The organism is Embleya sp. NPDC050154 (genome assembly GCF_044460165.1).
In the GTDB taxonomy this organism is placed as follows: Bacteria; Actinomycetota; Actinomycetes; order Streptomycetales; family Streptomycetaceae; genus Embleya.
On the sequence record NZ_JBITJP010000014.1, the window covers coordinates 225,753 to 248,131 of the forward strand.

General features: G+C 71.7%; 24 protein-coding genes and 1 riboswitch. Of the genes, 9 read left to right on the forward strand and 15 right to left on the reverse strand.

Going from position 1 to position 22,379, the window contains the following annotated elements; genetic code table 11:
• Positions 1-51 precede the first annotated feature (51 nt).
• Both ACIBSV_RS28300 and ACIBSV_RS28305 read right to left on the reverse strand, forming a co-directional pair.
• The gene (locus ACIBSV_RS28300) at positions 52-825 is read right to left on the reverse strand and encodes a hypothetical protein (RefSeq protein WP_395867822.1); all 774 of its coding nucleotides are present in this window, start codon (positions 823-825) and stop codon (positions 52-54) included.
• Positions 812-1,723: an ATP-binding cassette domain-containing protein gene (locus tag ACIBSV_RS28305; protein ID WP_395867824.1), complete on the reverse strand. Its 912-nt coding sequence runs from the start codon at positions 1,721-1,723 to the stop codon at positions 812-814. Before ACIBSV_RS28305 ends, ACIBSV_RS28300 begins: the two co-directional genes overlap by 14 nt.
• 576 nt (positions 1,724-2,299) lie before the next feature.
• Here ACIBSV_RS28305 and ACIBSV_RS28310 point away from each other — a divergent pair.
• Genes ACIBSV_RS28310 through ACIBSV_RS28320 form a run of 3 tightly spaced genes read left to right on the forward strand, consistent with a single transcriptional unit; the run spans position 2,300 to position 5,134 of the window.
• Positions 2,300-3,124, forward strand: coding sequence for an MMPL family transporter (locus tag ACIBSV_RS28310; RefSeq protein WP_395867971.1), 825 nt, complete (start codon positions 2,300-2,302; stop codon positions 3,122-3,124).
• Positions 3,125-3,146: 22 nt separating this feature from the next.
• The gene (locus ACIBSV_RS28315; protein WP_395867826.1) at positions 3,147-4,469 is read left to right on the forward strand and encodes a sensor histidine kinase; all 1,323 of its coding nucleotides are present in this window, start codon (positions 3,147-3,149) and stop codon (positions 4,467-4,469) included.
• Positions 4,466-5,134, forward strand: coding sequence for a response regulator (locus tag ACIBSV_RS28320; protein WP_395867828.1), 669 nt, complete (start codon positions 4,466-4,468; stop codon positions 5,132-5,134). Before ACIBSV_RS28315 ends, ACIBSV_RS28320 begins: the two co-directional genes overlap by 4 nt.
• 43 nt (positions 5,135-5,177) lie before the next feature.
• Here the strand turns inward: ACIBSV_RS28320 and ACIBSV_RS28325 are convergent, their stop codons facing one another.
• The 4 genes from ACIBSV_RS28325 to ACIBSV_RS28340 all read right to left on the reverse strand — a co-directional run bounded on the left by ACIBSV_RS28325 (position 5,178) and on the right by ACIBSV_RS28340 (position 8,304).
• Positions 5,178-5,639, reverse strand: coding sequence for an NUDIX domain-containing protein (locus tag ACIBSV_RS28325; protein WP_395867830.1), 462 nt, complete (start codon positions 5,637-5,639; stop codon positions 5,178-5,180).
• A 98-nt stretch (positions 5,640-5,737) separates the two neighbouring features.
• Positions 5,738-6,637, reverse strand: coding sequence for a LysR family transcriptional regulator (locus ACIBSV_RS28330; protein ID WP_395867832.1), 900 nt, complete (start codon positions 6,635-6,637; stop codon positions 5,738-5,740).
• A gap of 74 nt (positions 6,638-6,711) precedes the next feature.
• Positions 6,712-7,833: a cystathionine gamma-lyase gene (locus ACIBSV_RS28335; protein ID WP_395867834.1), complete on the reverse strand. Its 1,122-nt coding sequence runs from the start codon at positions 7,831-7,833 to the stop codon at positions 6,712-6,714.
• A gap of 93 nt (positions 7,834-7,926) precedes the next feature.
• Positions 7,927-8,304: a phage holin family protein gene (locus ACIBSV_RS28340; protein ID WP_395867836.1), complete on the reverse strand. Its 378-nt coding sequence runs from the start codon at positions 8,302-8,304 to the stop codon at positions 7,927-7,929.
• Between the two features lie 82 nt (positions 8,305-8,386).
• Between ACIBSV_RS28340 and ACIBSV_RS28345 the strand changes: the two genes are divergently transcribed.
• From ACIBSV_RS28345 to thiC, 4 genes are all read left to right on the forward strand, one after another.
• Positions 8,387-8,704 (forward strand): cupin domain-containing protein, encoded by a 318-nt coding sequence (locus ACIBSV_RS28345; RefSeq protein WP_395867838.1) that lies wholly within the window; start codon positions 8,387-8,389, stop codon positions 8,702-8,704.
• 121 nt (positions 8,705-8,825) lie between these two features.
• Positions 8,826-9,491 (forward strand): thiaminase II, encoded by a 666-nt coding sequence (gene tenA, locus ACIBSV_RS28350; protein WP_395867840.1) that lies wholly within the window; start codon positions 8,826-8,828, stop codon positions 9,489-9,491.
• 144 nt (positions 9,492-9,635) lie between these two features.
• Positions 9,636-9,836 carry a hypothetical protein gene (locus tag ACIBSV_RS28355; protein WP_395867842.1) on the forward strand — a complete coding sequence of 67 codons (201 nt, stop codon included), beginning with the start codon at positions 9,636-9,638 and terminating at the stop codon, positions 9,834-9,836.
• A 52-nt stretch (positions 9,837-9,888) separates the two neighbouring features.
• A riboswitch (TPP riboswitch) is annotated at positions 9,889-9,997 on the forward strand.
• Positions 9,989-11,758 (forward strand): phosphomethylpyrimidine synthase ThiC, encoded by a 1,770-nt coding sequence (gene thiC / locus ACIBSV_RS28360; RefSeq protein ID WP_395867844.1) that lies wholly within the window; start codon positions 9,989-9,991, stop codon positions 11,756-11,758. Its footprint overlaps the riboswitch before it by 9 nt.
• A gap of 48 nt (positions 11,759-11,806) precedes the next feature.
• Here the strand turns inward: thiC and ACIBSV_RS28365 are convergent, their stop codons facing one another.
• The 4 genes from ACIBSV_RS28365 to ACIBSV_RS28380 are packed head-to-tail and all read right to left on the reverse strand — an operon-like array spanning position 11,807 to position 15,250.
• Positions 11,807-12,493 carry a response regulator gene (locus tag ACIBSV_RS28365; RefSeq protein WP_395867847.1) on the reverse strand — a complete coding sequence of 229 codons (687 nt, stop codon included), beginning with the start codon at positions 12,491-12,493 and terminating at the stop codon, positions 11,807-11,809.
• Positions 12,490-13,617: a sensor histidine kinase gene (locus tag ACIBSV_RS28370; protein WP_395867849.1), complete on the reverse strand. Its 1,128-nt coding sequence runs from the start codon at positions 13,615-13,617 to the stop codon at positions 12,490-12,492. The genes ACIBSV_RS28365 and ACIBSV_RS28370 overlap by 4 nt, the downstream gene beginning before the upstream one ends.
• Entirely contained in the window at positions 13,614-14,333 is a 720-nt protein-coding gene (locus tag ACIBSV_RS28375; RefSeq protein ID WP_395867851.1) for an ABC transporter permease, read from the reverse strand. The genes ACIBSV_RS28370 and ACIBSV_RS28375 overlap by 4 nt, the downstream gene beginning before the upstream one ends.
• Positions 14,330-15,250 carry an ABC transporter ATP-binding protein gene (locus tag ACIBSV_RS28380; protein WP_395867853.1) on the reverse strand — a complete coding sequence of 307 codons (921 nt, stop codon included), beginning with the start codon at positions 15,248-15,250 and terminating at the stop codon, positions 14,330-14,332. Before ACIBSV_RS28380 ends, ACIBSV_RS28375 begins: the two co-directional genes overlap by 4 nt.
• Before the next feature lie 118 nt (positions 15,251-15,368).
• Here ACIBSV_RS28380 and ACIBSV_RS28385 point away from each other — a divergent pair, with 118 nt between their 5' ends.
• On the forward strand, positions 15,369-15,491 hold the full coding sequence (locus tag ACIBSV_RS28385) for a hypothetical protein (RefSeq protein ID WP_395867854.1): 123 nt from the start codon (positions 15,369-15,371) through the stop codon (positions 15,489-15,491).
• Positions 15,492-15,741: 250 nt separating this feature from the next.
• Here the strand turns inward: ACIBSV_RS28385 and ACIBSV_RS28390 are convergent, their stop codons facing one another.
• The 5 genes from ACIBSV_RS28390 to ACIBSV_RS28410 all read right to left on the reverse strand — a co-directional run bounded on the left by ACIBSV_RS28390 (position 15,742) and on the right by ACIBSV_RS28410 (position 20,922).
• Positions 15,742-17,505 (reverse strand): GAF domain-containing protein, encoded by a 1,764-nt coding sequence (locus tag ACIBSV_RS28390; protein ID WP_395867856.1) that lies wholly within the window; start codon positions 17,503-17,505, stop codon positions 15,742-15,744.
• Between the two features lie 132 nt (positions 17,506-17,637).
• A complete protein-coding gene (locus ACIBSV_RS28395) occupies positions 17,638-17,847 on the reverse strand; it encodes a hypothetical protein (RefSeq protein ID WP_395867858.1) in 210 nt (69 codons plus the stop codon).
• Between the two features lie 80 nt (positions 17,848-17,927).
• Positions 17,928-18,551: a hypothetical protein gene (locus ACIBSV_RS28400; RefSeq protein WP_395867860.1), complete on the reverse strand. Its 624-nt coding sequence runs from the start codon at positions 18,549-18,551 to the stop codon at positions 17,928-17,930.
• A 167-nt stretch (positions 18,552-18,718) separates the two neighbouring features.
• Positions 18,719-19,660 carry a metallophosphoesterase family protein gene (locus tag ACIBSV_RS28405; RefSeq protein ID WP_395867863.1) on the reverse strand — a complete coding sequence of 314 codons (942 nt, stop codon included), beginning with the start codon at positions 19,658-19,660 and terminating at the stop codon, positions 18,719-18,721.
• 242 nt (positions 19,661-19,902) lie between these two features.
• Positions 19,903-20,922: a LacI family DNA-binding transcriptional regulator gene (locus tag ACIBSV_RS28410; RefSeq protein ID WP_395867865.1), complete on the reverse strand. Its 1,020-nt coding sequence runs from the start codon at positions 20,920-20,922 to the stop codon at positions 19,903-19,905.
• 247 nt (positions 20,923-21,169) lie between these two features.
• On the opposite strand from ACIBSV_RS28410, the gene hisC reads away from it, so the two are divergent.
• Positions 21,170-22,234 carry a histidinol-phosphate transaminase gene (gene hisC / locus ACIBSV_RS28415; protein WP_395867973.1) on the forward strand — a complete coding sequence of 355 codons (1,065 nt, stop codon included), beginning with the start codon at positions 21,170-21,172 and terminating at the stop codon, positions 22,232-22,234.
• Positions 22,235-22,379: the final 145 nt, after the last annotated feature.

A 22,379-nucleotide genomic window follows, 5' to 3' on the forward strand; every position in this document is an offset into this window, starting at 1 on the left:
CGACCCCACCCCAGGCGTGCCCGGGGCGGGGGTCGGTCGGCGCGGCGGTGGTCAGATGTCGCGGCGGTGCAGGGCTGCCCAGCCTGCGACTTGGGCGGCCATGGCCCAGGCGGCGAGAATCGCGGCGGCGGTGGCGTCGCCGTCGAGGAGGTTCATTCCGGCGCGGCCGGGGAGGATGTCGGCGGCTTCGGTGGCGATCAGCATCGGGAGCGCGAGCATCATCGTGAGCACGACGCTCAGCGTGGCCACCGGGCTGCGCAACAGGGCGCCCAGGCCGACGGTCAGGATCGCGGTGAGCACCAGGTAGGCGGTGATCGCGGCGATGTCGCCGGCCACCGCGCCGGACGAGGTGATGGCGTACGAGCCGAGCGTGAAGCGGCCGATGCCCACGCCGGCGACCGCGAGCAGCGCGGCCAGCGGTGTGGTCACCGCGACCACGACCGCCGTCTTCGCGAAGAGCATCCTGCCCCGGCGCGGGTCGGCGGTCAGTGTGGTGCGGATGGACCCGGTCGCGAACTCGGCCGTGATCACCGCCATCGCGAGTGCGACGACGGCGAATTGGGCGAGCAGGACCGAGCCGGTCGCGGGTTCGCCCACGGCCATGGTCAGACCGTCCTTGGTCTCCCCGCGCTCCACGTCGTTGGCGAAGTCCATGCCGATGATTCCCGCGCACACGGTCATCAGGAACACCGAGGCGGCGACCGACCACCACGTGGAGCGCACCGACCACAGCTTGATCCATTCCGAGCCCACCGCGGAGCGCAGCGCGAGCGGCCCGCCCCGACCCTGTTCCCAAACCCGGGTTCGCGCCTCAGCCTGCCGCATACTCCACCGCCTTCGCCGTCAGTTCCAGGTATGCCTGCTCCAACGAGGCCCGCCGGTGGCTCAGTTCGTACAGCGGCACGCCGAGTGCGTGTGCGGCCCGGCCGACCTCCTCGATCGAGGCGCCGGTGTAGCCGCGGGAGTCCTCGTCGGTCGGCACCATCCGGGCGCCGGTTTCGAGCAGGTACTCGGTCAGCCGGTCCAGACCCGCCCGGTCCGGGCTGCGGACCAGCACCCCGGAGGCACCGGCCGCGTCGATCACCTCGGCGATCGGCGCGTCGGCGATCAGCCGTCCCCGGCCCACCACGACGAGCCGATCCGCGGTCTGCTCCATCTCGCTCATCAGGTGGCTGGAGACGAACACCGCCCGCCCCTCCGCCGCGAGGGAGCGGATCAGCTCGCGGATCCAGCGCACGCCGTCCGGGTCGAGGCCGTTGATCGGCTCGTCCAGGATCAGCGTCCGGGGGTCGCCGAGCAGTGCGCCGGCCACGCCGAGCCGTTGGCTCATGCCGAGCGAGAACAGGCCCGCGCGGCGGTTCGCGACCTCGGTCAGGCCGACCCGGTCCAAGACCTCGTCCACCCGTCGGAGCGGGATCTCGTGGGTCCGCGCCAACGTGCGCAGGTGTGCTCGCGCGGTCCGCCCGGGGTGCACCGCCTTGGCGTCGAGCAGCGCGCCGACCTCGTGCAGCGGGCGGTGCAGGCGGGCGTACGGGCGGCCGTCGATCGAGGCGTGTCCCGAGGTCGGTCGGTCCAGGCCCAGGATCATCCGCATCGTGGTCGACTTGCCCGCGCCGTTGGGACCCAGGAAGCCGGTCACCAGTCCGCCCTCGACGGTGAGCGTGAGTGCGTCGACGGCGGTGTGTGCGCCGTAGCGTTTGGTCAGTCGTTCCAGCCTGATCATCGTGCTCCTTTGTCGTCCGGGACGACGCTAGGAGCCGGCCTCGGGGCGCGGCATCGCTCGTTCGACAGGGCTCCAGCACGACTTTCGGCAGAGGCGCGGGCCGGCGCAGCTCTGGATCCGCGCCATGGGGCGGCCACGCCATGGACCGGGGCCCGGGCGGGTGCGCCGAGCGGGAGTGGATCTGGACCCACCTCGGGTCGAGGGTTCGGCGCAGTGTTCGCCGTACGGCGCACCGGCAGACTCGTCGATGTGGGGCCGAGGTGGTCTCGCGGGGGCAACGGCGAGAGGACATCGCGATCATGGACCCCGCGGGGACATTCGGCGCCAGGGTCGTCGCCCCGCCGGCACTGCCACCGCCACCGCAAGCACCGCAACCGCCGCCCGCCGGACACCCCCGTCCCGGTGGGCGGCGGCGGGCGTGGCCGGGTCTCGGCGGGCGGCGGGTGCCGGGGAGTTGGGTCCGGAGCCCCTCCCCCCTCGGAAGGCTCCGAACCGCTCCCGGTGCGGCGGGCCCGATCACGGGGTTGCCGGGCCCGCCGCATGCCTTCGATCATGGTCGGCGCCGCTTGGGATCGAATGGGCGCCGGCTTGGCGCGCACTGTCGCGGTCGGTCCCGGCCCCGCGCCCTTTTCGTTCTTGGGGCCGCCGCGGGCCGGTGGCCCGCGTGGTTCGCCCACCGGGACGAGTACATGTCGTGCATCCCCGGGCGCGAATTTTCGATACTCCCGCTGTAGTACGCCGCCACTCCCACGTCTGAGGGGGCGGTGCACCCTTGTAGTCCCGGGGGCGGAACTTGTGTGCGCGGCCCCGATTTCAATTGAAGTGTCCGTTCCGGCCCGCCTACCGTCGAGGCCGACACCACCGGCGTTCTCTCGGCTCGTGCGCGATCGGCGCTTTGTGAATTCGATCACAAGGTGTGCTCGGGGGCCGGTCACACCGTGGGATCGCGCACGCAACCGAGGAGAGACCGATGTTCGGGCGACTGGGCCGACTCGTCGTTCACAACCCCTGGAAGATCACCGCCGGCCGGTTGATGGCCGCGGGGCCCGGGTCGTGTTCGCGCCGATCTGCGCGACTTCGTGCACGCGCACCGGCCCGACGGCACCCGGGCGATGGTCGGCGGCCGGACCGCGTCCTTCACCGACCGCCGCCGCAGGTGTCATCCTGGCGGGGACGTTCGCGTCGCCCAGGATGGCCGGCATCGACATGATGACCCGGATGGGCTTCGCGGTCTCGGTCGGGATCTGCGTCTCGGCGTTCGTGGTGTCGATGTTCCGGGTTCCCTCCGTGACCGCGTTGATCGGGCACACGGCGTGGTGGCCCGGACACGCCGATCGTGCGCCGAAGCCGGCGGGCCGAGGCGACGAGGACAGGGAGCCGGTATTCACCGGGGACCGCTGACCCGGTGGACCGAGGAGAACGCATGCCCAAGGAAGGCCCCGCGCGAGCCGCCGTGCGGGGCCTTCCCGCGTCCGCGGCGGGCCCCCGTACGAGCGAGCCGGTCGAGCCCTGGCTGCTGCCGGCGCCCAAGACCTTCGCGCGCTGGTTGCCCTGTCGACCCTGGGTCGGCGAGGTGTGCCTGGTCGCGCTGGTGTTGATGTGCGTGATCGGCGGCTCGGTCGGCGGCTCCACCCAGGACCACAACGTCGGGCACCCCGACGCGCTCAACCTGAGCATCGCCGGCCTCACCTGCCTGGTGCTGTTCGGCCGGCTGCGGTGGCCGCTCACGGTGCTGGCGCTGACCGAGGCGGGCCAGGTGTTCTACCTGGCCGCCGACGGCCTGGACGGCCCGATCCTGATCCCGACCATGGTCGCGTTGTACACGGTGGCGGCCAGCGGGCAACTGCGCCGCTCGGTGCTGATCGCCTCGGCGGTCGCGGTGGTGCACACCGGGATGCGGATAGGTCTGACCCCGGACGGGTTCCTGTCCCCGGAGAAGTACCTCTCCGGGATCTGGATGTACCTGCCGGTCGCCATCGGCGAGGCGGTCCGCGCCAAGCGGGCCTACTGGGCCGAGGTGCAGGCGCGACTGGCCCGCGCCGAGCACGAGCGCGAGGACGAGGCCCGACGCCGGGTCACCGCCGAGCGCATGCGGATCGCCCGCGAGTTGCACGACGTGGTCGCGCACAGCATCGCGATGATCAACATCCAGGCGGGCGTGGCCGCGCACGTGATCGACCGGGACGTGCCGCAGGCCAAGGAGGCGCTGGTGCACATCAAGGTGGCCAGCCGGGACGCGCTGGCCGAGCTGCGCACGACGCTCGGCGTGCTGCGCCAGGACGGCGACAACGACCTGCCCACCGAACCGACCCCGGGGGTGGACGACGTGGACGCGCTGGTGGCGTCCTACCGCAACGCGGGTCTGCCGGTGCTCCTGGAGGAGTCCGGCGAGGCCCGGACCCCGTCCGCGCCGGTCGGCCTCGCGCTGTACCGGATCGTCCAGGAGTCGCTGACCAACGCGATGAAGCACGGCGGCGACGGCGCGTCCGCGATCGTGCGGGTCGTGTACGGCGAGCACGCGGTCGAGGTCGACGTGCTCGACGACGGCCGGGGCACGCCCCAGACGGGACGGGGCAAGAGCGCCGACGGCACCGGACACGGGCTGCTCGGCATGCGGGAACGGGCGGTCGCCGTCGGCGGTTCGCTCGCGGTGGGACCCGGCCCCAATGGCGGTTTTTCGGTACACGCGGTGCTGCCGCACCACAAGGGCGCGCTCACCGCGCGTCGGGACGGAGATTCCTCATGACGGTGCGCGTGCTGATCGCGGACGACCAACTGCTGGTCCGGTCGGGCTTCAAGGTGCTGGTCGGCAGCGACCCCGAGCTGGAGGTGGTCGGCGAGGCGGCGAACGGCGCCGAGGCGCTCACCCTGGCCAAGGAGACGCGGCCGGACGTGGTGCTGATGGACATCCGGATGCCCGGCATGGACGGCCTGGAGGCCACCCGCCGGATCGTCCACGACGACGAGCTCGCGGGCGTACGGGTGTTGGTGCTGACCACGTTCGAGGTGGACGAGTACGTCTTCGAGGCGCTGCGGGCCGGGGCCAGCGGCTTCCTGGTCAAGGACACCGATCCCGAGGACCTGCTCAAGGCGATCAAGACCGTGGCGACCGGCGACGCGTTGCTCTCGCCGGGGGCCACCCGCGCGCTGGTGGCCCGCTTCCTGTCCCAGCCCGAGCCCAAGGTGGCCGCGCCGGACCGGCTGGAGGCGCTCACCGACCGCGAGCGCGAGGTGCTCTCGCTGGTGGCGGCCGGGATGAGCAACGACGAGATCGCCGAGCACCTGTTCGTCTCGCCGTTGACCGCCAAGACCCACGTCAGCCGGGCGATGGTCAAGCTCGGCGCGCGCGATCGCGCGCAGCTCGTGGTGATCGCCTACGAGTCGGGCATGGTCCGGCCGGGACGCGGCTGAGCACCGCGCCCCGCCGCGCTCCCGGGGCGGGACCCGGACCGCTCTAGCCCAGGTCGCCCGCGAGCAGGGTGTGGATGCCCTCGATGTTGGCCCGCAGGTAGGCCGCCAGGCTCGCCGGCACCAGGCCCACCGAGGCCAGCCCGGCGGGGGTGAAGGGCACCCGGACGATGTCGTACTCGCCGTTCGGTTCGTCCACCTCGGGGCCGTGCCGCAGCGCGGGATCCATCGATTCGAGCCGGCAGGCGAAGAAGTGTTGGACCTTGACCCCGCCCGGCTCGGGCACGGTGTCCACGAACGCGGGCACCGGACGGCCGATCTTGCCGCCGAGTTCCTCGAACACCTCGCGCCGCAACGCCTCGGACACCGTGGTGTCCTCGGGCTCGACGCCGCCGCCGGGGGTGATCCAGTACGGGGGGCTGTCCGGCTTGGTGCGTTTGATCAGCACCATGTGATCCTCGTCGTCGAGCAGGATCGCGCGTGCCGTCCGCTTCACCACTGAACGCATCGTCGGTGCCCTCTGCTTTCTTGCGGCGTTGCCCCCGTCTGAAGTCTCCCTTTCCGGCGACACGGGGGGTTTATGCCTGCGCGGCCGCACGTTCGGGATCACGCCCAGCGCGCGGCGCGCGCGATCAGCTCGCCGTGCAGGTGCGCGATGTGCGGTTGGCTCAAAGTACCCTCCCGCACCGCCAGGAACACCGTGTGCAGTGGCGGCAGTTCCGGCTCCAGGAGGGCGACCACCGCGCGCCGGTCCAGCGCCTCGGCGCACAGATAGCGCGGCAGCACCGCGATGCCGTGCCCGGCGCGTACGCACTCCAGTACGGCACGTAGGTCGGGCACCGTCACCGCGGCCGGGGCGGTGGGCTTCGCGTCGAACACGCTCGACCAGTAGCGCCGGATCAGCGGCTGCTCCTCCGCCTCGCAGACCAGCGGCACCCCCTCCAGGGCGGTCGGCCCCTGGGCCAGGATCCGGCTCTGCGGCAGCCGTGCGGCCCAGTGCGGCGCGCCGATCAGGACGTACTCCTCGTCGGTGAGCGGCGTCCCCACTATCCCGCGTGCCCGCGGTCGCACGTCGGAGATCACCAGGTCGTGCCGGGCCGCCGCCAGGCCCGTGAGCAGCACGTCGCCGGGGCCCAGGGTCACCCGTAACCGCAGACCGCGCCGGACCAGGTCGGCCAGCGACGGCAGCACACGCAGGGCGGTCAGTTCGGTCGGGCCGCCCAGGTGCACGGTGCGCCGCATCGGGTCCACGCCGCGCACCTCGCGGGCCGCGATCTCCTCGATCGCGTCCAGGTGCGGCGCGAGCCGGCGGGCGAGCTCGTCGGCGGGGCCGGTGGGCGCGACCCCGCGCGGCAGCCGCTCGAACAACTGCTTGCCGACCTGCTTCTCCAGCGTGCGGATCTGCGCGGTTATCGCCGGCTGCGAGAGCCCGAGCGACGCGGAGGCCCGGGTGAACGAACCCGCGCGGTGTACGGCCAGGAAAGTGCGCAACAGCGTCAGGTCCACGGGTCCCCCGTCTCGTGTCCCCCGACCACTCCCGAGAGTCGGGGACATCACGTGATCTTGCCCGAAGTCGCAGGTCAGCCCGGGGAGGCGGCGTCCAGGGCGCGCAGGATGTCCGCGATGAGATCCGCGGTGTCCTCGCAACCGGCCGAGAACCTGACGAATCCCTCCGGCACATCGTTGCCGGCCCAGCGCGCGCGACGTTCGGCCATACTGTGCACGCCACCGAAACTGGTGGCGTCGGCGACCAGTTCGAGGGCGCCCAGGAACCGGCGAGCGGTGTCCGCGTCGGCGAGCGTGAAGCCCACGACGCAGCCGAACCGCCGCATCCGACGGGTTGCCACATCGTAGGCCGGATCGCCCGCGAGTGCGGGGTGCCGAACGTCGGCGACGTCGGTGCGGCCGAGCAGCGCCTCGGCGACGGCCAGCGCGTTGGCCGCCTGGCGGTCCACCCGCAACTGGAGGGTGGACAACGAGCGATGCGCCAACCAGGCCTCCATCGGCCCGGGCACCGCGCCGGTGAGCGAGCGCCAGGACCGCACGCGGGCGGCGAGTTCGGCGTTCGCGCAGGCGACGTACCCGAGCAGTAGGTCGCTGTGCCCGGTCAGTGCCTTGGTGCCGCTGGCCGCGGAGATGTCCGCGCCGAGCGCGAGCGGGAGTTGGCCCAGGGGGGTGGCCAGCGTGTTGTCCACGGCCACCAGGGTCTCCCGCGCGTGGGCGAGCGTGGCGATCCGCTCGATGTCGCACACGTCCAGGCCCGGGTTGCTCGGTGTCTCCAGCCACACCAGGCGGGCGCCGGGCAGGGCCCCTTCGAGTTCGGCGCCGGCGGTCGGCACCAGGCGCACGGTGATCCCGCGTGCGGCGAGGTGCTCGCCGAGCGTGCGGGTGGCCGGGTAGCCGTCGGACGGCAGTACGACCACGTCGCCCGGCGTGGTGAGCCCGATCAGGACGGCCGAGACGGCGGCCATCCCGGACGCGAACGTGACGGTGTCGGCGGCGCCCTCCAGGTCGCCGATCGCCGCCTCCAGGCCGGTCCAGGTCGGGTTCGCGTAACGCCCGTATTGGTAGGGACCGTTCACCTCGCCGGGCAGGTGGTACGTACCGGCGAAGACGGGTCCGGGCAGGAAGGGGTCGCCGGGGGCGTGGCCCGGACTGCCGGCCCGGACCGCCCGGGTACCGTCGCTCCACTCGGTGGCCATCACGACTCCTTCGCTGCCTGTTTCACGTGAAACGTTGCGCGGCTCCTCGGCGTGCCCTCGGGCGACGCCGTGCCGAGACCGCGCCCGCGGACCTCAGTCGCGGTCCAGGATCAGGCTCAGGAACCAGCTCACGATGCTGATCACCAGGGCGCCGAGCAGCGCGGCCCAGAAGCCGTCGATGTGGAAGTCGAGGTCCAGCTTGTTCGAGATCGCCTCGGTCAGCCACAACATCAACGCGTTGATCACGAACGTGATCAGTCCGAGGGTGAGCACGAACAGTGGGAGTGAGAACAGCTTCACCAGCGGTTTGATGACGGCGTTGACGATCCCGAAGATGAGCGCGACCACGACTATCGTCTTGGCCTTGCTGCCGGCCGACGCACCGTCGGCGAGATCGATTCCGTGTACGAACCAGCTGGCGAACCAGATGGCCAGCGCGTTGACAACCAGTTTGACGACCAGGCTTTTCATATCTTGATGCTGGCATCCGGTGGATGCCTCCCGCTTGAGCATGATGGGAAAGTCTGTTCGTGTCGGTAAGGAGTTTGGTCACATGAAGGTCTTTCGCCTCGATGATCTGGACGCCGAGCGCGCGTTCGAGCAGGGCGCGTACCTGAAGTTCCTCAGCGAGCGGAACTTGTCGATGGGCCTGTACGCCCTCGAACCGGGCGAGACCGACACGCAGAAGCCGCACCGTCAGGACGAGGCGTACGTGGTGATCAGCGGTCGGGCCACGCTGACCGTCGGCGACGAGTCCACCGACGTCGCGCGCGGCAGCGTCGTGTACGTACCGGCCGGCGTGCGGCACCACTTCCACCGGATCACCGAGCCGCTGCGCGTGTTGGTGTTCTTCTCGCCGCCGGAGGGCTGAGCGCGATGCGCGCGGCGCGCGCGAGGGGCGCACCCACGGGCGGGCCCGGACCCGTGTACGACAATCGCATCTTGGGATCCGGGATTCGGATCCCGGGATCCGACGATCGGGAGTAGACCTGATGGCGCTGCGCGACGAGCTCTGGGCCGCGATCGAGGACGTCTACGCGGCGATCCTCGAGCACCCGTTCATCCACGGGCTGACCGACGGCACGCTGCCGCGCGAGGCGTTTCGGCACTACGTCGTGCAGGACTCGCACTACCTGCGCGACTACGCCAAGGCGCTCGCGGTGTGCGCGGCCAAGGCGCCGGACGAGGCGACGACCGTGCAGTTCGCCGGCGACGCGGCCGGTGCGATCGCCGCCGAGCGCTCGTTGCACGAGGGCTTCATGGTCGACTTCGGCAGCTCGGTGGCGGACGCGACCGCGACCGAGCCGGTGTTGCCCAGCACCCGGGCCTACGTCAGCTACCTGCTCGCCACCGTGCACAACGGCTCGTTCGCCGAAGGTGTGGCCGCGGTGCTGCCCTGCTACTGGATCTACGCCCGCGTGGGCGACGCGCTGCTGGCCAAGGGCTCGCCCGACGAGCTGTACGGGCGGTGGATAGCCACCTACGGCGCCGAGGAGTTCCAGGAGACGGTGCGCGCGGTGCTCGATCTGGTGGACCGGATCGGCGAGGACCTCTCGGCGACCGAGCGGGCTCGGATGATCGAACACTTCACCACCACGGCCCGCTACGAGTGGATGTTCTGGGACGCCGCGTGGCGCGGCGAGCGCTGGCCGGTCTGAGCGGATCGGGCCGGTCGTCGCGACGCCCGGCCGGCCGGATTCGGTCCGGCCGGAACCGGTCCGCCCGGATACGACGTGTCCTTGCGGGGAATGTGGTCCCCGCACGCACGTCTCGCGTGGGATCGCGTGACTGGGGGTTGAACGATGGAGACATGGCCGCAGTGGGTGCGGGTCGGTGTGCCGGTGCTCGCGCTGGTGCTGCTGTGCTGGTTGCTGATCTGGCTGTTCTCGGCCTTCCTGATGCTCATCGTCAAGGGTGTCGTGGGGCTGCTCGTCACGGTCGGGATGGTCGTGCTCGCGCGTACCGCGGTGGTCGGCCGCGAACCGCGGGATCCGCTCGGCTGAAACCCGACGCTGGTCGTGCGACCGACGGTGTGTCAGGGTGGGGGCGCACCACACGGAGATACACGGGAGCTCGGGGCACCGGGCTGAGAGGGCGCTGAGGCCGCGCCGACCGCAGAACCTGACCGGGTAATGCCGGCGTAGGGAGCCTTTCCATGACCTCGCACGACACATCGCTGCCCGCTGTCCCGGTTGCCGACCCGGCCGCCGCGGACACGGTCACCAGCGGACCGATTTCCCCCGCCCACCACCGCGGCTACGTCCCCGGATCGCGCGAGGACCTGCGCGTTCCGGTACGCACGGTGCATCTGACCAACGGCGAGACGGTTCGCCTGTACGACACCTCGGGCCCGTACACCGACCCCGCCTTCGAGGTGGACGTGCGGCGCGGCCTGCCCGCGCTGCGGGAGGCCTGGATCGAGGAGCGCGGCGACACCGTCCGCTACGACGGGCGGATCGGCGCGCTCACCCCGGCCGGTTTCGCGGTGCCCGGCGCCGGGGCCCGGCCCAGGCGCGCGTCCGGGGCCGAGGCGGTGACCCAACTCGCCTACGCGCGGCGCGGACTGGTCACCCCGGAGATGGAGTTCGTGGCGATCCGCGAGGGCCTGACGCCCGAGCTGGTCCGGGACGAGATCGCCGCCGGTCGCGCGGTGCTGCCCGCGAACATCAACCACCCGGAGATCGAGCCGATGGTGATCGGCAAGAACTTCCTGGTCAAGGTCAACGCGAACATCGGCAACTCGGCGGTGACCTCCTCGATCGAGGAGGAGACCGACAAGCTGGTGTGGGCGATCCGGTGGGGCGCGGACACGGTGATGGACCTGTCCACCGGCAAGGACATCCACACCACGCGCGAGTGGATCGTGCGCAACTCGCCGGTCCCGATCGGCACGGTGCCGCTGTACCAGGCACTGGAGAAGGTGAACGGCAAGCCCGAGGAACTCACCTGGGAGCTCTACCGCGACACCGTGATCGAGCAGTGCGAGCAGGGCGTGGACTACATGACGGTGCATGCAGGCGTGCTGCTGCGCTACGTGCCGCTGACGGCCCGTCGCAAGACCGGGATCGTCTCGCGCGGCGGCTCGATCATGGCCGCGTGGTGCCTGGCGCACCACCGGGAGAACTTCCTCTACACGCACTTCGCCGAGCTGACCGAGATCCTGCGCGCGTACGACGTGACCTACTCGCTCGGCGACGGTCTGCGCCCGGGCTCCATCGCGGACGCCAACGACGCGGCGCAGTTCGCCGAGTTGGAGACGCTGGGCGAGTTGGGCCGGATCTCCCGTTCGATGGACGTCCAGGTGATGATCGAGGGCCCCGGCCATGTGCCGATGCACAAGATCAAGGAGAACGTCGACCTCCAGCAACGCATCTGCGACGAGGCGCCGTTCTACACACTCGGTCCGCTGACCACGGACGTCGCCCCCGGCTACGACCACATCACGTCGGCGATCGGCGCGGCGATGATCGGCATGTGGGGCACCGCGATGCTCTGCTACGTGACGCCGAAGGAGCACCTGGGCCTGCCGGACCGCGACGACGTCAAGGCGGGCGTGATCGCCTACCGGATCGCGGCGCACGCGGCGGACCTGGCCAAGGGGCACCCGGGTGCGCAGGCCTGGGACGACGCGCTCTCCGACGCCCGTTTCGAGTTCCGTTGGCAGGACCAGTTCGACCTGGCGATGGATCCGGACACCGCGCGCGCCTACCACGACGCGACGCTCCCGGCGGAGCCGGCCAAGACGGCCCACTTCTGCTCGATGTGCGGACCGAAGTTCTGTTCGATGCGGATCTCGCACGACATCCGCGCGGAGCACGGCGATGGTGCCGTCGCGTCGGAGGTGGACGCCGAGGCCGGGATGCGGGCCAAGTCGCAGGAGTTCGCCGCCTCGGGCAACCGCGTCTATCTGCCGTTGGCCGACTGACGCACGCGTCGGCGACGTCCCGGGAGCGGGCCGGCTTCCGGGGCGTCGTCAGGCCGGTCCGGGCCGGGCGCTCTCGCCGGCGACGATGACGCCGTGCTCGTAGGCGAAGACGACCGCCTGCGCGCGATCCCGCAGGCCCAGTTTGGCGAACATGCTGCCCACATGGCTCTTCACGGTCGCCTCGGTGACCACCAGACGGGCGGCGATCTCGCTGTTGGACAGGCCGCGGGCGACCAGGAACAGGGCTTCTCGTTCGCGCGGGGTCAGGCCCGCCAGGAGCGCGGGCGAGGAGCGGAGCGGTTCGGTGCGGGTGGCGAAGTTCTCGATCAGGCGGCGGGTGATCGAGGGCGAGAGCAACGCCTCCCCGTCGTGGACGACGCGGATGGCCTCCACGAGGCGGGCGCGCGAGGCGTCCTTGAGCAGAAACCCCGCGGCGCCGGCGCGCAACGCGCCGAAGACGTACTCGTCCAGGTCGAACGTGGTCAGGATCAGCACGCGCGGCGGTGGCGAGATGCCGGCGGCGTGCAGGCGGGCGGTGGCCTCGACGCCGTCCATCCGCGGCATCCGGATGTCCATGAGCACCACGTCCGGACGCAGGGCGCCCGCCAGTTCGATCGCCTCGTCGCCGTCCTCGGCCTCGCCGACCACGACGAGGTCGTCCTGCGTCTGCAGGAACAGGCGAAGGCCGGTCCTGATCAGCTCCTGGTCGTCGACGATGAGCAGGCGGATGCTCATGCGGGATCCCCCAGCGGCAGTCGGGCCGCCACCTCGAACCCGCCGTCCGCGCCGGGCCGGGCCTCCAGTTCGCCGCCGAGGACACCGATCCGCTCGCGCATGCCGACGATGCCGTGGCCGCCGGACGAGGGTGCGGACACCCGCTCGCCGTCGTTGACGACCGCGACCCGCAGATGGGTGCGGTCGAAGTCGAGCGTTACCGCGACGTGCGTGGGGCGGGCGTGTTTGAGCACGTTGGTCAGTGCCTCCTCGACGATGCGGTAGACCGACAGCTCGACGCCGCCGGCCAGCGGTCGGGACGTGCCGGTGACCTCCAGGCGCGCGGGCAGCCCGGCCTCGCCGTACGAGGCGACGAGCGCGGGCAGTTGGGCCAGCGAGGGCTGCGGACGCATCCGCACACCCTGGTCCGGCTCGCGCAGCAGGAGCAACATCCGGCGCAACTCGACCAGGCTCTGCTCGGCGTTGCTCTCGACCCGCCCCAGGGTGTCGTCGGCCACGTCCGGCGCGGTGCGCAGTACGTCGCGCGCACCGCGTACGCCCACCAGGGTCACGGTGACCGAATGGGCGATGATGTCGTGCAGTTCGCGGGCTATCGCCGCGCGCTCGCGCTGCGCCACGATCACCGAGAGCTGCTCGCGCTCGCGCTCCAGGTGGGTCGTGCGCTCCTCCAGGGCCTCGGTGTAGCGCCGTCGGGTCTGCGCGTAGGTGCCCAGGCCCCACGCGACGACGGAGACGGGGATCGAGGCGATGCTCGCCAGCATCAGGACCAGCGCCGTCGGCGCGAGGGCGGCCACCGAAACACGCCGATTCCGCAGTTCGGCGACGGTGTAGAGGGCCACCAACACCGGCGCCCCGCCGGGGTAGGCGCCGGTCGCCGCGAGCAGCGCCTCGATCGAGCAGACGAGCACCAGCACGGTGAGGGTCGCGCGCCGTCGGGCGAGCAGGAGCGCACCGGTGAGGAAGACGAGTGCGAGGGGCAGCGTCGGGACGGGTGTCGAGTCCTCGAAGGTCAGTCCGACCTCGACGCTCGTGGTCACCACCGCGACGACGGCGTCGAACACGGCCGAGCGGCGCGCTCGGATCCACCGGCGCGCCGCTCGCACGTACCGGAGAACCGGGTTCATGCCAGGTCACGCCGACGCTCGCCGGCGACGGCCGCGATCACCAGCGCGACCGCCCAGGCGCCGAGGACCACCGCGGCGGCACCGGCCGACAGCGTCGTGTGGTGGGTCGACCGCGCCAGCACACCGGCGGCCCCGAACGGCGTGTAGTTGGCGGCGGATTCGGCGACATCGGCGACCAGCGGAAGCACCGCGAAGTTCACCAGCAACACCACGACCACCCCCACGACCGGGCTGCGCACCATCGCCCCGATGGCGGCACCCATGATCGCAGACAGCACGAACGCGGCCAGGTTGCCCGCCGCGACCGAGGCGACCTCCCCCGGGGCGAGGTCGGCTCCCGGATGGTCGGCGAGCAGCGGCAGGGCGAGCCCGACGGACACGGCGACCAGCAGTGCCCCGATCGACAGACCCGTCACCGCGTAGGCGCCGATCCGGGCGAGCAGGACCAGGCCGCGGTCGCGCCGGGCCACCAGCGCCGCGGGTGCGGCGGTGCGGTGGCGGTACTCGCCGGCCGCGCCGACGAGTCCCCACAACATCAACAGGACCGGCAGCCCGGCCAGCGCCTCCTCCTTCTCGGCCACCTCGTCCAGCCGGCCCGACGCCACCGCGACGATCACGACGTTGAGCACGGTGAACGCGACGCCGCCGGCCACGAAGCCGTGGATCGAGCGGGTGGTGAGGGTCTTGAGCAACTCGCCTCGCAACAGCCGGCTCATGCGCTTCGGCCCTTCGTCGGAGCTTGCGTCCCGCCTTCGGTCAGATCGAAGAACACGTCCTCCAGGGAGGCGGTCCGTGCGGTGATCTCCTCCAAGGGGATGTGTTCGCGCAGGGCCAGCCCGGCGACCTCCGCGGCGGTGAGCCCTTCGATCCACAACCCGCCGGTGTCCGCGGGCCGGATTCGTCCGCCGGCGCCTTCGACGAGTGCCGAGAGCCGCTCGGGCTCGGGGGTGCGTACCGAGAGGGCGCCCTGGTCGAGATCGCCGATCGTGCCGGTGTGGATCAGTCGACCCTTGTCGATGACGACGACGTCGTCGACCGTCTGCGCGGCCTCGCCGAGCATGTGGCTGGAGAGCAGGGTGGTGCGACCGCGAGCGGCCCGGTCGCGGAGCAGGGTGCGCAGCCGGCGGATCGCCTGGGGGTCCAGGCCGTTGACCGGCTCGTCCAGGACGAGCACCTCGGGGTCACCGAGCAACGCGCCGGCCAGGCCGAGGCGTTGGCGCATGCCCAGCGAGTACTTGCCGACCCGCCGCCCGGCGGCCTGCTCCAGCCCGACGGTTTCCAGCACCTCGTCGACCCGGCCGGCCGGCAGCCCGGCAAGCAGCGCCAGGGCTCGCAGGTGGGCCCGGCCGGTCCGGCCGGGATGGGCTCCGCACGGCTCGATGTGCACACCCAGCGCCCGGGCGTCGGCGGGCACCGGGCCGCCTTGAAAGGACACGTGACCGGCGGTGGGCCTGGCCAGCCCGACGATCGTCTTCAACACGGTCGTCTTGCCTGCCCCGTTGGGACCGAAGAACCCGGTCACCGCGCCCTCCCGCACGGTGAAGGAGAGCCGGTCGACCACTGTCGTCCGCCCGTAACGCTTGGTCAGTTCGTGGACCGCGATCGCCGCGGTCGGTGATGGCACCGAAGTCATACCGAGAGCATCGACGCCACCGATCTCCCGGTCCTCAGCCAAAAGATCAAACCCGACCTGCCACCGAAGGAGGAGCCGGCCGGCCGGAGGCGCCGTTCGGGCGCTGTCCACGGATCTGATGGTCTGTGCGATCGCGGCCCATCACGGGCTGGTCGTGCTGCACGACGACAACGACTTCGTTGCCGCGGCCGGCGTCCTGCCCGACGTTGTGCAACGCAACATCCGCGACATCCCGGCGTAGCCGGCCGTGGGCGTCCGGGGTCATGGGCGGGGGCGGGTTCCGGGTGATGGGGTGCGGGTGGCTCGGGGTGGGGGTGTGGGGCCCGGGAGGTGGGGCGGGCGGGCGGAGGTCGAGGTGCCCAGGGCGAGGGTGGTCATCAGGGTGGCGCTTGCCCAGTGGGACGGGTTGGTGAGGGAGCGGTTCAGGCGCATGACGGAATCCCTTGTGTGGGCGAGGCGGGGGTGTCCAAGCATCGGTCGGGGTCTCCCGGCTAGGACCCGCGCTGGAGCGGCACCGACCAGGTCACCGTGGTTCCGCGGCCCTCCGGCCCCGGTCCGAACGCCGCCCGACCGCCCAACTCCTCCGCGCGGGCGGCCAGGTTGACCAGCCCGCTGCGCCGACCGCCGGGAGCGATGCCCACACCGTCGTCGGTGACCGTCAGCTCGACCGTGCCGCCGGTCACCGCGAGGCTCACCTCGACCCGGGACGCGTGCGCGTGGCGGGAGGCGTTGGACAGGGCCTCGCGCAGTGCGGCGAGGAGTTGCTCGGCGACCTCGTCCGGGACGGTCGAGTCGACCGGGCCCGTGAAGGTGACCGTCGGCTCGAAGCCGAGTGTCGCGGCCGACGTGCTCGCCTCGCGCAACACCCGGCCGCGGACCCCGGTCGTCCCCTCACGCGGCGGGTTCTGCAACGCGAAGATGGTGCTGCGCACCTCGCGGATCGTCGCGTCGAGTTCGTCCACCGCCTGGTTGATCCGGGCGGTCACCGCCGGCACCCGCGCCAGTCTGGCCGCGCCCTGGAGCATCATCCCGGTCGCGAACAGCCGCTGGATGACCAGGTCGTGCAGGTCCCGGGCGATCCGATCGCGGTCCTCGAACACCGCCAGCCGCTCCCGGTCGCGCTGCGCGCTCGCCAGCATCAGCGCGATCGCCGCCTGGCCGCCGAACGCCTGGGCCATCGAGCGCTCGGTCCGGTTGAACGGCACCGCGCCGATCCGCTTGTCCAACTCCAGCGCGCCGAGGATGCGTTCGTTGGCGATCAGCGGTACGAACAGGCCCGGCCCGAAGCAGCGGGACTGGTCCAGCATCACGTTCGGGTCGGTGCTCATGTCCGCGATGAAGATGCTGCGCCCGGTGTTGATCGCCTCCGCGACCGGGCTGCCCTGCGCGACCACCGTGCCGCCCAGGCCCGCGAGGTCCTCGCCGGAGGTGACCTCGACCAGGTACGAGCCGTCCGGCTGCGGCAGGTACATCGCGGCGAAGTCCGCCTCGGCCAGGCTGCGCGCGCGTTCGGCCACCACCGCGAGCGCCTCGTCCGGGTCCTGCGTGGTCAGCAGCGCCGTGGTGACGTCCGCCGAGCCCATGATCCACTTCTCCCGGCGGGCCGCGCTCTCGAACAGGCGCGCGTTCTCGATGGCCACCCCGGCCGCCGCCGCGAGGGCCCGGACGACCTGCTGGTCCTCGGCGCTGAAGCCCGGTCGGCCGCGCTTCTCGGTGAGGTACAGATTGCCGAACACCTCGTCGCGCACACGGATCGGCACACCCAGGAACGAGTGCATCGCGGGGTGGTTCGGCGGAAAGCCGTAGGACGCCGCGTGTCGGGCCAGATCGTCCAGGCGCAGCGGCTCCGGGTGCTCGATCAGCAGGCCCAGGATGCCTCGCCCGTGCGGGAGTTCGCCGATCCGCTCGCGATCCGCGTCGGCGATGCCGACGGTGATGAAGTCGGACAGGTTGTTCTCCGTGCCGATCACGCCGAGCGCGGCGTAGCGCGCGTCCACCAGATCGGCGGCGGCCTCGACGATCCGGCGCAGCGTGGTGTGCAGGTCCAGGTCGGCGCCGACCGCGATCACGGCTTCGAGCAGCCCTTGGAGCCGCTCCCCGGCCGCCGCCGCCGAGCCGAGCCGCTCCACCACCTCGGCCACCAGGTCGTCCAGACCGAGCGAGGCCGGCGCGGCCGGTCCGGGCGTGGGATCGGAGCGACCCGCCCCGCCGGGCTCGTCGGCGCTGTCGGCACTGCTGCCGGTGGCGTTCACCATGAACGCAGCCTACGTGGGCGAATCCGGATGAAACCACCAAATCACCCCGGACACGCGTACGGATCCCCTCGCACGGTGCACGCCTACCGGTCCGCACACGCGGATGCACGCGCCAATGCCCGCCGCCCCGGCTCAGCCGAAAGCCCCCGCCACGTACACCGTGCGGGGCGGCAGGTATTCCACGATCACCACCAACGAACCCACCGGGTGCTCCTCGCCCGGCAGCGCCGGGTACGCGAGGAACGCCTCCACGCCGCCGCGCACCTCGATCATGACCTCGCCCACCAATCCGGGACCGATTCCCCCGGTGACCTTCCCGCGTTTGCCGACCATGTCGACCATTGTGTGGCCCGGCCCGCCCCGGACGGCGTGATCCGGCTCTCCCGCCCCGGGCGGGTGGGAGAGCCGGCGCCGACGGTCGGTCAGCCGAGGAGGGTGGTGCCCTCGTCGGAGACCTCGCGCAGACGCGAGCGCATGAACGGCAGGATGCCCCGGTGCAGGATCGCCCGGCGCCATTCCTCGCGGGCCAGGTACACCTCGACCTCGCCGGTCGGCCGGGCCCGATTGCGCGCGGCCACCGCCAGCATCGCGAGTCCCCCGATCGCCGCCGCCCCGAGCGAGATGCCCACGGCCGCGATCGAGGCGAGTTGCATCGTGTGCTGCATGGACGAGTCGTCCATCGTGAGCGGCAACAGCACGTAGCCCACGATCAGGAAGACGACCGCCGAGATGCCGGCCACGATCACCGCCATGGCGGTGGCGAGCGCGAACCAGCCGAAGCTCTCGCCGGCCTCGATCATCGAGGCGCCGAAGTCCTGTCGGATCCCGGACTCGAAACGCTGCTCTGTACGTTCGTAGCGGTCGTACTCGTCGCGTGCCGCGTCCGCGATCGACGGGGTCGCGTCCAACGTGGCCGTCCGCAACTGCTCGACGTTCAGGTTGGGTACCGCCGCAAGACCGGAGAGGGTCTCCTCCAGGTGCAGCGCGTCATCGACGAACTGCTCGTACTGACGGCGGTGCTCGTCACTTCCAAACCAGTGTTGCATCGGATCCCCCGAATGAGGCCGCGCGGGCGTGTCCCGCGTCCGCCGGGCCCGTCAGGGGACCCGTGCAAGCTGTCGGTGGATCAACGACCCGCAAAAGCACCTGACGGTGTCGAGGCGGATACTTATTGATGATAGGGTGCATCCCCCGCTTTTGGGCAGGGAGTTCCCTACGACCGCGGCTCGTCTCCGGTGTTGCCGCCGAGGGCGCCCAGGTCGTATTCGCGACCCTGCGTCTCCTCCAACGAACCGGCCGCCGCGCTCGGCGGCGTGGCGGTCAGCGGCAGGCGCGCGACCAGACACGGGCCGCCCAGGTAGATCCCGCCGTCCAGGTTGACCACCTGTCCGTCCGCGTACACGCGCGGCTCGACGATCGTCGTGGGGTCCTCGCCGGTCTGGTACGGGATCGGGGTGTGGCCGTGCACGATGCGCCGGCCGCCCAGCTCGCTCAACAGGTCGGCCGCCGCGTACGGGCCGACCTCGCCCATGAAGGCGCCGCGACGGGTCAGGTTACGGAACAGGTCCCACCACGAGAGCGGATCCGGCTCGCGCAGTATGTCCGCGACCGCGCCGTCCACCTCCTCGATGGTGTCGCCGTATTCGAGGTAGGCGTTGCTGTCCGAGTGGATCAGCAGGTGCCCGTCGACCACCGCGGCGACCGGCTGCGCGGCCAGCCAGCCGGCCTGTTCGTCGGTGAAGCGGTCCAGGTCGGACTGCATGCCGCCGTTGCGCAGCCAGATCTCGCGGAACGTGGTCGAGCCGCCCGCCACCGGCACCGGGTGGTCGCCGAAGCGGAACACCCCCAGCAGCAGGATCTCGTGGTTGCCCAGCAACATCCGGGTGCTGCCGCCGACCTCGGCGGACTCGCGGGCCAGCGCCATCGCCAGTTCGACCACGCCGATGCCGTCCGGGCCGCGGTCGGTGAAGTCGCCGAGGAACCACAGCCGGGCCCGGCCGCCGCACCAGTGCGCGTCCGCGTCGATCAGGTCCCGGGCGCGCAGGGCGGCCTTGAGCTCCTCCAGATGACCGTGGACGTCACCGACCACGTACAGCGGGGCGTCCAGCTCCGCTGCGGCGCCCATCGGGGCCGGTGTAGCCGAGACGTTGCTCACCAGAAGGGTCCTTTCTTCAGATCCGCACCACCGTACGGCGGCGATGCCGACACCCGTCGTGAACCAAGACGCACGCGGGCCGGGTTCGGCTGCGGCTCACCCGGTCCGATTCGGATGATTCCTGGACCGTATCTCTCGTGCGGGCACGGCGGAACGGACCACGCTCAATTGTGCGCGCAGCGGTGCCCGTCCCACCGGGCGGCCCCGACCCGAGCCGACCGGGCCGCGCGGGTGCCCGGCGGTCAGCGGCGAGTGGACGAGTCGCGCACCGAAAGCCGGGTGGGCACGGTGCGCTGGGCGGGCAGCAGCGGCCCGGCCCCGGCATCGTCGATCACGCTCACCAGCAGTTCCACCGCCCACGCGCCGGCCAGCGCCGGTTGCAGGCTCAGCGAGGTCACCGACGGATCGGCCCCCTCGCCGCAGCAGGCCAGGAGCAGGTCGTCGGGCACCCGCAGTTCGCGTGCCCGGGCGGCGGTGAGCAATTCGGCCGCGCACCCCTCGTGCAGCCCGAAGACCGCGTCCGGGGCCAGGTCGAGCAGCCGGGTCGCGGCGGCCCGACCGGCGCCGGGCGTACGCGCCTCGTACTCCTCGGTGATCGGCGACACACCCCGATCCGCGCACCACGCGCGGTAGCCCGCGACGCCCTTGGCCGCACCCGGGCCGTCCGAGGCGGCCAGCAGCCCGATCCGGGCGGCGCCCGCGTCGGCGAGGTGGTCGAGCACCGAACACACCGCGGCCACGTGGTCGTTGTCCACCCAGCCGTACACCGGGGTGGAGCCCGGATGACCGCCGCTGACCACGGGCACCCCCCGGCGCAGCAGCTCGTGCACGAGCGGATCGTCGTCCGCGGGATCGACCACGATCGTGCCGTCCAGCGCGACGTTGCCCCACACGTCGTGCGGCGAGGACGCGGGCAGCACGACCAGCGCGTAGCCCAGGTCCAGGGCGGTCGCGGTGGCCGAGCGGACCAGTTCGGCGAACCACGCGAACTCGGTGAGCGCGAACGGCTCGGTGGAGCGCATGGTCGTGGTCAGCCCGAGCAGCCCCGAGCGACCGGTGCGCAGTGTGCGCGCCGCGGCCGAGGGCCGGTAGCCCAGCCGATCCGCGACCTCGCGCACGTGCAGTCGGGTCGTGTCGGGCAGTCGGCCCTTGCCGTTGAGCGCGTCGGAGACGGTCGTGATCGACACCCCGGCGGCCGCCGCGACGTCCCGGATGCCCACCCGGATCCGCCGCCCCACACGCGGTACATCTGGCGCTGTCATCGTCCCGACACTAGGCCGAATGCGCCGCCCTGGCCGGGTTCATGTCATTGCTTTACGAAGAAACGTATCGCCCCATACCTACCGCTGAACCTTCGGCGACCGACTCGTGCGGCCCGACAATGCCCTCCCCGGCCGGCGGACCATAGAGTTGACACGACCGGGACGTGCGCCCAGGCACCCCGACCAGTATGCGAGGAGGACGGGCGTGACCCAGCACAACGCCCCAGGTAAGGACGACGGCGCCGCTGTGAGGTTCCGGGCGGCCCTGGCGGGGGTGCCCGTCTACAAGGCGGGCAAGGCGCCGGTGGTGGAGGAGGGCCTGCCGTCGTACAAGCTCGCCTCCAACGAGAACCCGTACCCGCCGCTGCCCAGCGTGCACAAGGTGGTGGCCGACGCCGTCGGCGAGATAAATCGCTACCCGGACCCGAGCAACGCGGAGTTGGCCGAGGCGCTGGCCGAGCGATTCGGGGTGCCCGCGTCGCACATCGTGGCCGGTACCGGATCGGTGACGGTGGCGCAGCAGTTGGTGAACGCGACGGCCGGCGAGGGCGACGAGGTCGTCTTCGCGTGGCGTTCCTTCGAGGCGTACCCGCTGCTGGTGCTGCTGGCAGGCGCGACGCCGGTGCCGGTGCCGCTGCTCGCCGACGAGAGCCACGACCTGGACGCGATGGCCGCCGCCGTCACCGAGCGGACCCGGCTGATCTTCGTGTGCAACCCGAACAACCCGACCGGCGTGGTGATCCACCGCGCCGAGCTCGAGCGCTTCCTGGACCGGGTGCCGCGTGACGTGCTGGTCGTGCTCGACGAGGCGTACCGCGAGTTCATCCGGGACGAGCAGGTCCCGGACGGGGTGGACGTCTACCGGGACCGGCCCAACGTGGTGGTGCTGCGCACGTTCTCGAAGGCGTACGGTCTGGCCGGCCTGCGGGTGGGCTTCGCCATCGCGCACGAGCCGGTGGCGGCCGAGCTGCGCAAGACCGGGATGCCGTTCTCGGTGAACCGGCTGGCCCAGGTGGCAGCGATCGCCTCGATCGGCGCCGAGGGCGAACTCCTGGAGCGGGTCGACGCGTTGGTCGCCGAGCGGGAGCGGGTGCTGGAGACGCTGATCGGCCAGGGCTGGACCGTCTTCGACTCCCAGGCCAACTTCGTCTGGCTGCGACTGGGCGAGCGCACCGACGAGTTCGCCGCGCTGTGCGAGGCGGCCGGGGTGACCGTGCGTCCGTTCTCGGGCGAGGGTTGCCGGATCACCATCGGCGAGACCGAGGCGAACACGATCTTCCTGGAGCAGGCCGCGCGGTTCATGTCCGCCTAGCGCGCTGCCGGCGCGGTCGGCGAGCCGTCGTCGTTTGGGTCCGTTCGGACCACTTCGAGCCCTCTCGGGTACCCCCCTCAAGGGGTCCCCGAGGGGGCTCGCTAGTGTTTGTGAACGGATGCACAAGCTCGACTTTGTGAACCCA

Bases quoted from the DNA above. Each gene is read 5' to 3' on its own strand.
- ACIBSV_RS28300 (WP_395867822.1), bottom strand. From the start codon at position 825: ATGCGGCAGGCTGAGGCGCGAACCCGGGTTTGGGAACAGGGTCGGGGC.
- ACIBSV_RS28305 (WP_395867824.1), bottom strand. From the start codon at position 1,723: ATGATCAGGCTGGAACGACTGACCAAACGCTACGGCGCACACACCGCC.
- ACIBSV_RS28310 (WP_395867971.1), top strand. From the start codon at position 2,300: ATGGGCGCCGGCTTGGCGCGCACTGTCGCGGTCGGTCCCGGCCCCGCG.
- ACIBSV_RS28315 (WP_395867826.1), top strand. From the start codon at position 3,147: ATGCCCAAGGAAGGCCCCGCGCGAGCCGCCGTGCGGGGCCTTCCCGCG.
- ACIBSV_RS28320 (WP_395867828.1), top strand. From the start codon at position 4,466: ATGACGGTGCGCGTGCTGATCGCGGACGACCAACTGCTGGTCCGGTCG.
- ACIBSV_RS28325 (WP_395867830.1), bottom strand. From the start codon at position 5,639: ATGCGTTCAGTGGTGAAGCGGACGGCACGCGCGATCCTGCTCGACGAC.
- ACIBSV_RS28335 (WP_395867834.1), bottom strand. From the start codon at position 7,833: ATGGCCACCGAGTGGAGCGACGGTACCCGGGCGGTCCGGGCCGGCAGT.
- ACIBSV_RS28340 (WP_395867836.1), bottom strand. From the start codon at position 8,304: ATGAAAAGCCTGGTCGTCAAACTGGTTGTCAACGCGCTGGCCATCTGG.
- ACIBSV_RS28345 (WP_395867838.1), top strand. From the start codon at position 8,387: ATGAAGGTCTTTCGCCTCGATGATCTGGACGCCGAGCGCGCGTTCGAG.
- tenA (WP_395867840.1), top strand. From the start codon at position 8,826: ATGGCGCTGCGCGACGAGCTCTGGGCCGCGATCGAGGACGTCTACGCG.
- ACIBSV_RS28355 (WP_395867842.1), top strand. From the start codon at position 9,636: ATGGAGACATGGCCGCAGTGGGTGCGGGTCGGTGTGCCGGTGCTCGCG.
- thiC (WP_395867844.1), top strand. From the start codon at position 9,989: ATGACCTCGCACGACACATCGCTGCCCGCTGTCCCGGTTGCCGACCCG.
- ACIBSV_RS28365 (WP_395867847.1), bottom strand. From the start codon at position 12,493: ATGAGCATCCGCCTGCTCATCGTCGACGACCAGGAGCTGATCAGGACC.
- ACIBSV_RS28370 (WP_395867849.1), bottom strand. From the start codon at position 13,617: ATGAACCCGGTTCTCCGGTACGTGCGAGCGGCGCGCCGGTGGATCCGA.
- ACIBSV_RS28375 (WP_395867851.1), bottom strand. From the start codon at position 14,333: ATGAGCCGGCTGTTGCGAGGCGAGTTGCTCAAGACCCTCACCACCCGC.
- ACIBSV_RS28380 (WP_395867853.1), bottom strand. From the start codon at position 15,250: ATGACTTCGGTGCCATCACCGACCGCGGCGATCGCGGTCCACGAACTG.
- ACIBSV_RS28385 (WP_395867854.1), top strand. From the start codon at position 15,369: ATGGTCTGTGCGATCGCGGCCCATCACGGGCTGGTCGTGCTGCACGAC.
- ACIBSV_RS28390 (WP_395867856.1), bottom strand. From the start codon at position 17,505: ATGGTGAACGCCACCGGCAGCAGTGCCGACAGCGCCGACGAGCCCGGC.
- ACIBSV_RS28395 (WP_395867858.1), bottom strand. From the start codon at position 17,847: ATGGTCGACATGGTCGGCAAACGCGGGAAGGTCACCGGGGGAATCGGT.
- ACIBSV_RS28400 (WP_395867860.1), bottom strand. From the start codon at position 18,551: ATGCAACACTGGTTTGGAAGTGACGAGCACCGCCGTCAGTACGAGCAG.
- ACIBSV_RS28410 (WP_395867865.1), bottom strand. From the start codon at position 20,922: ATGACAGCGCCAGATGTACCGCGTGTGGGGCGGCGGATCCGGGTGGGC.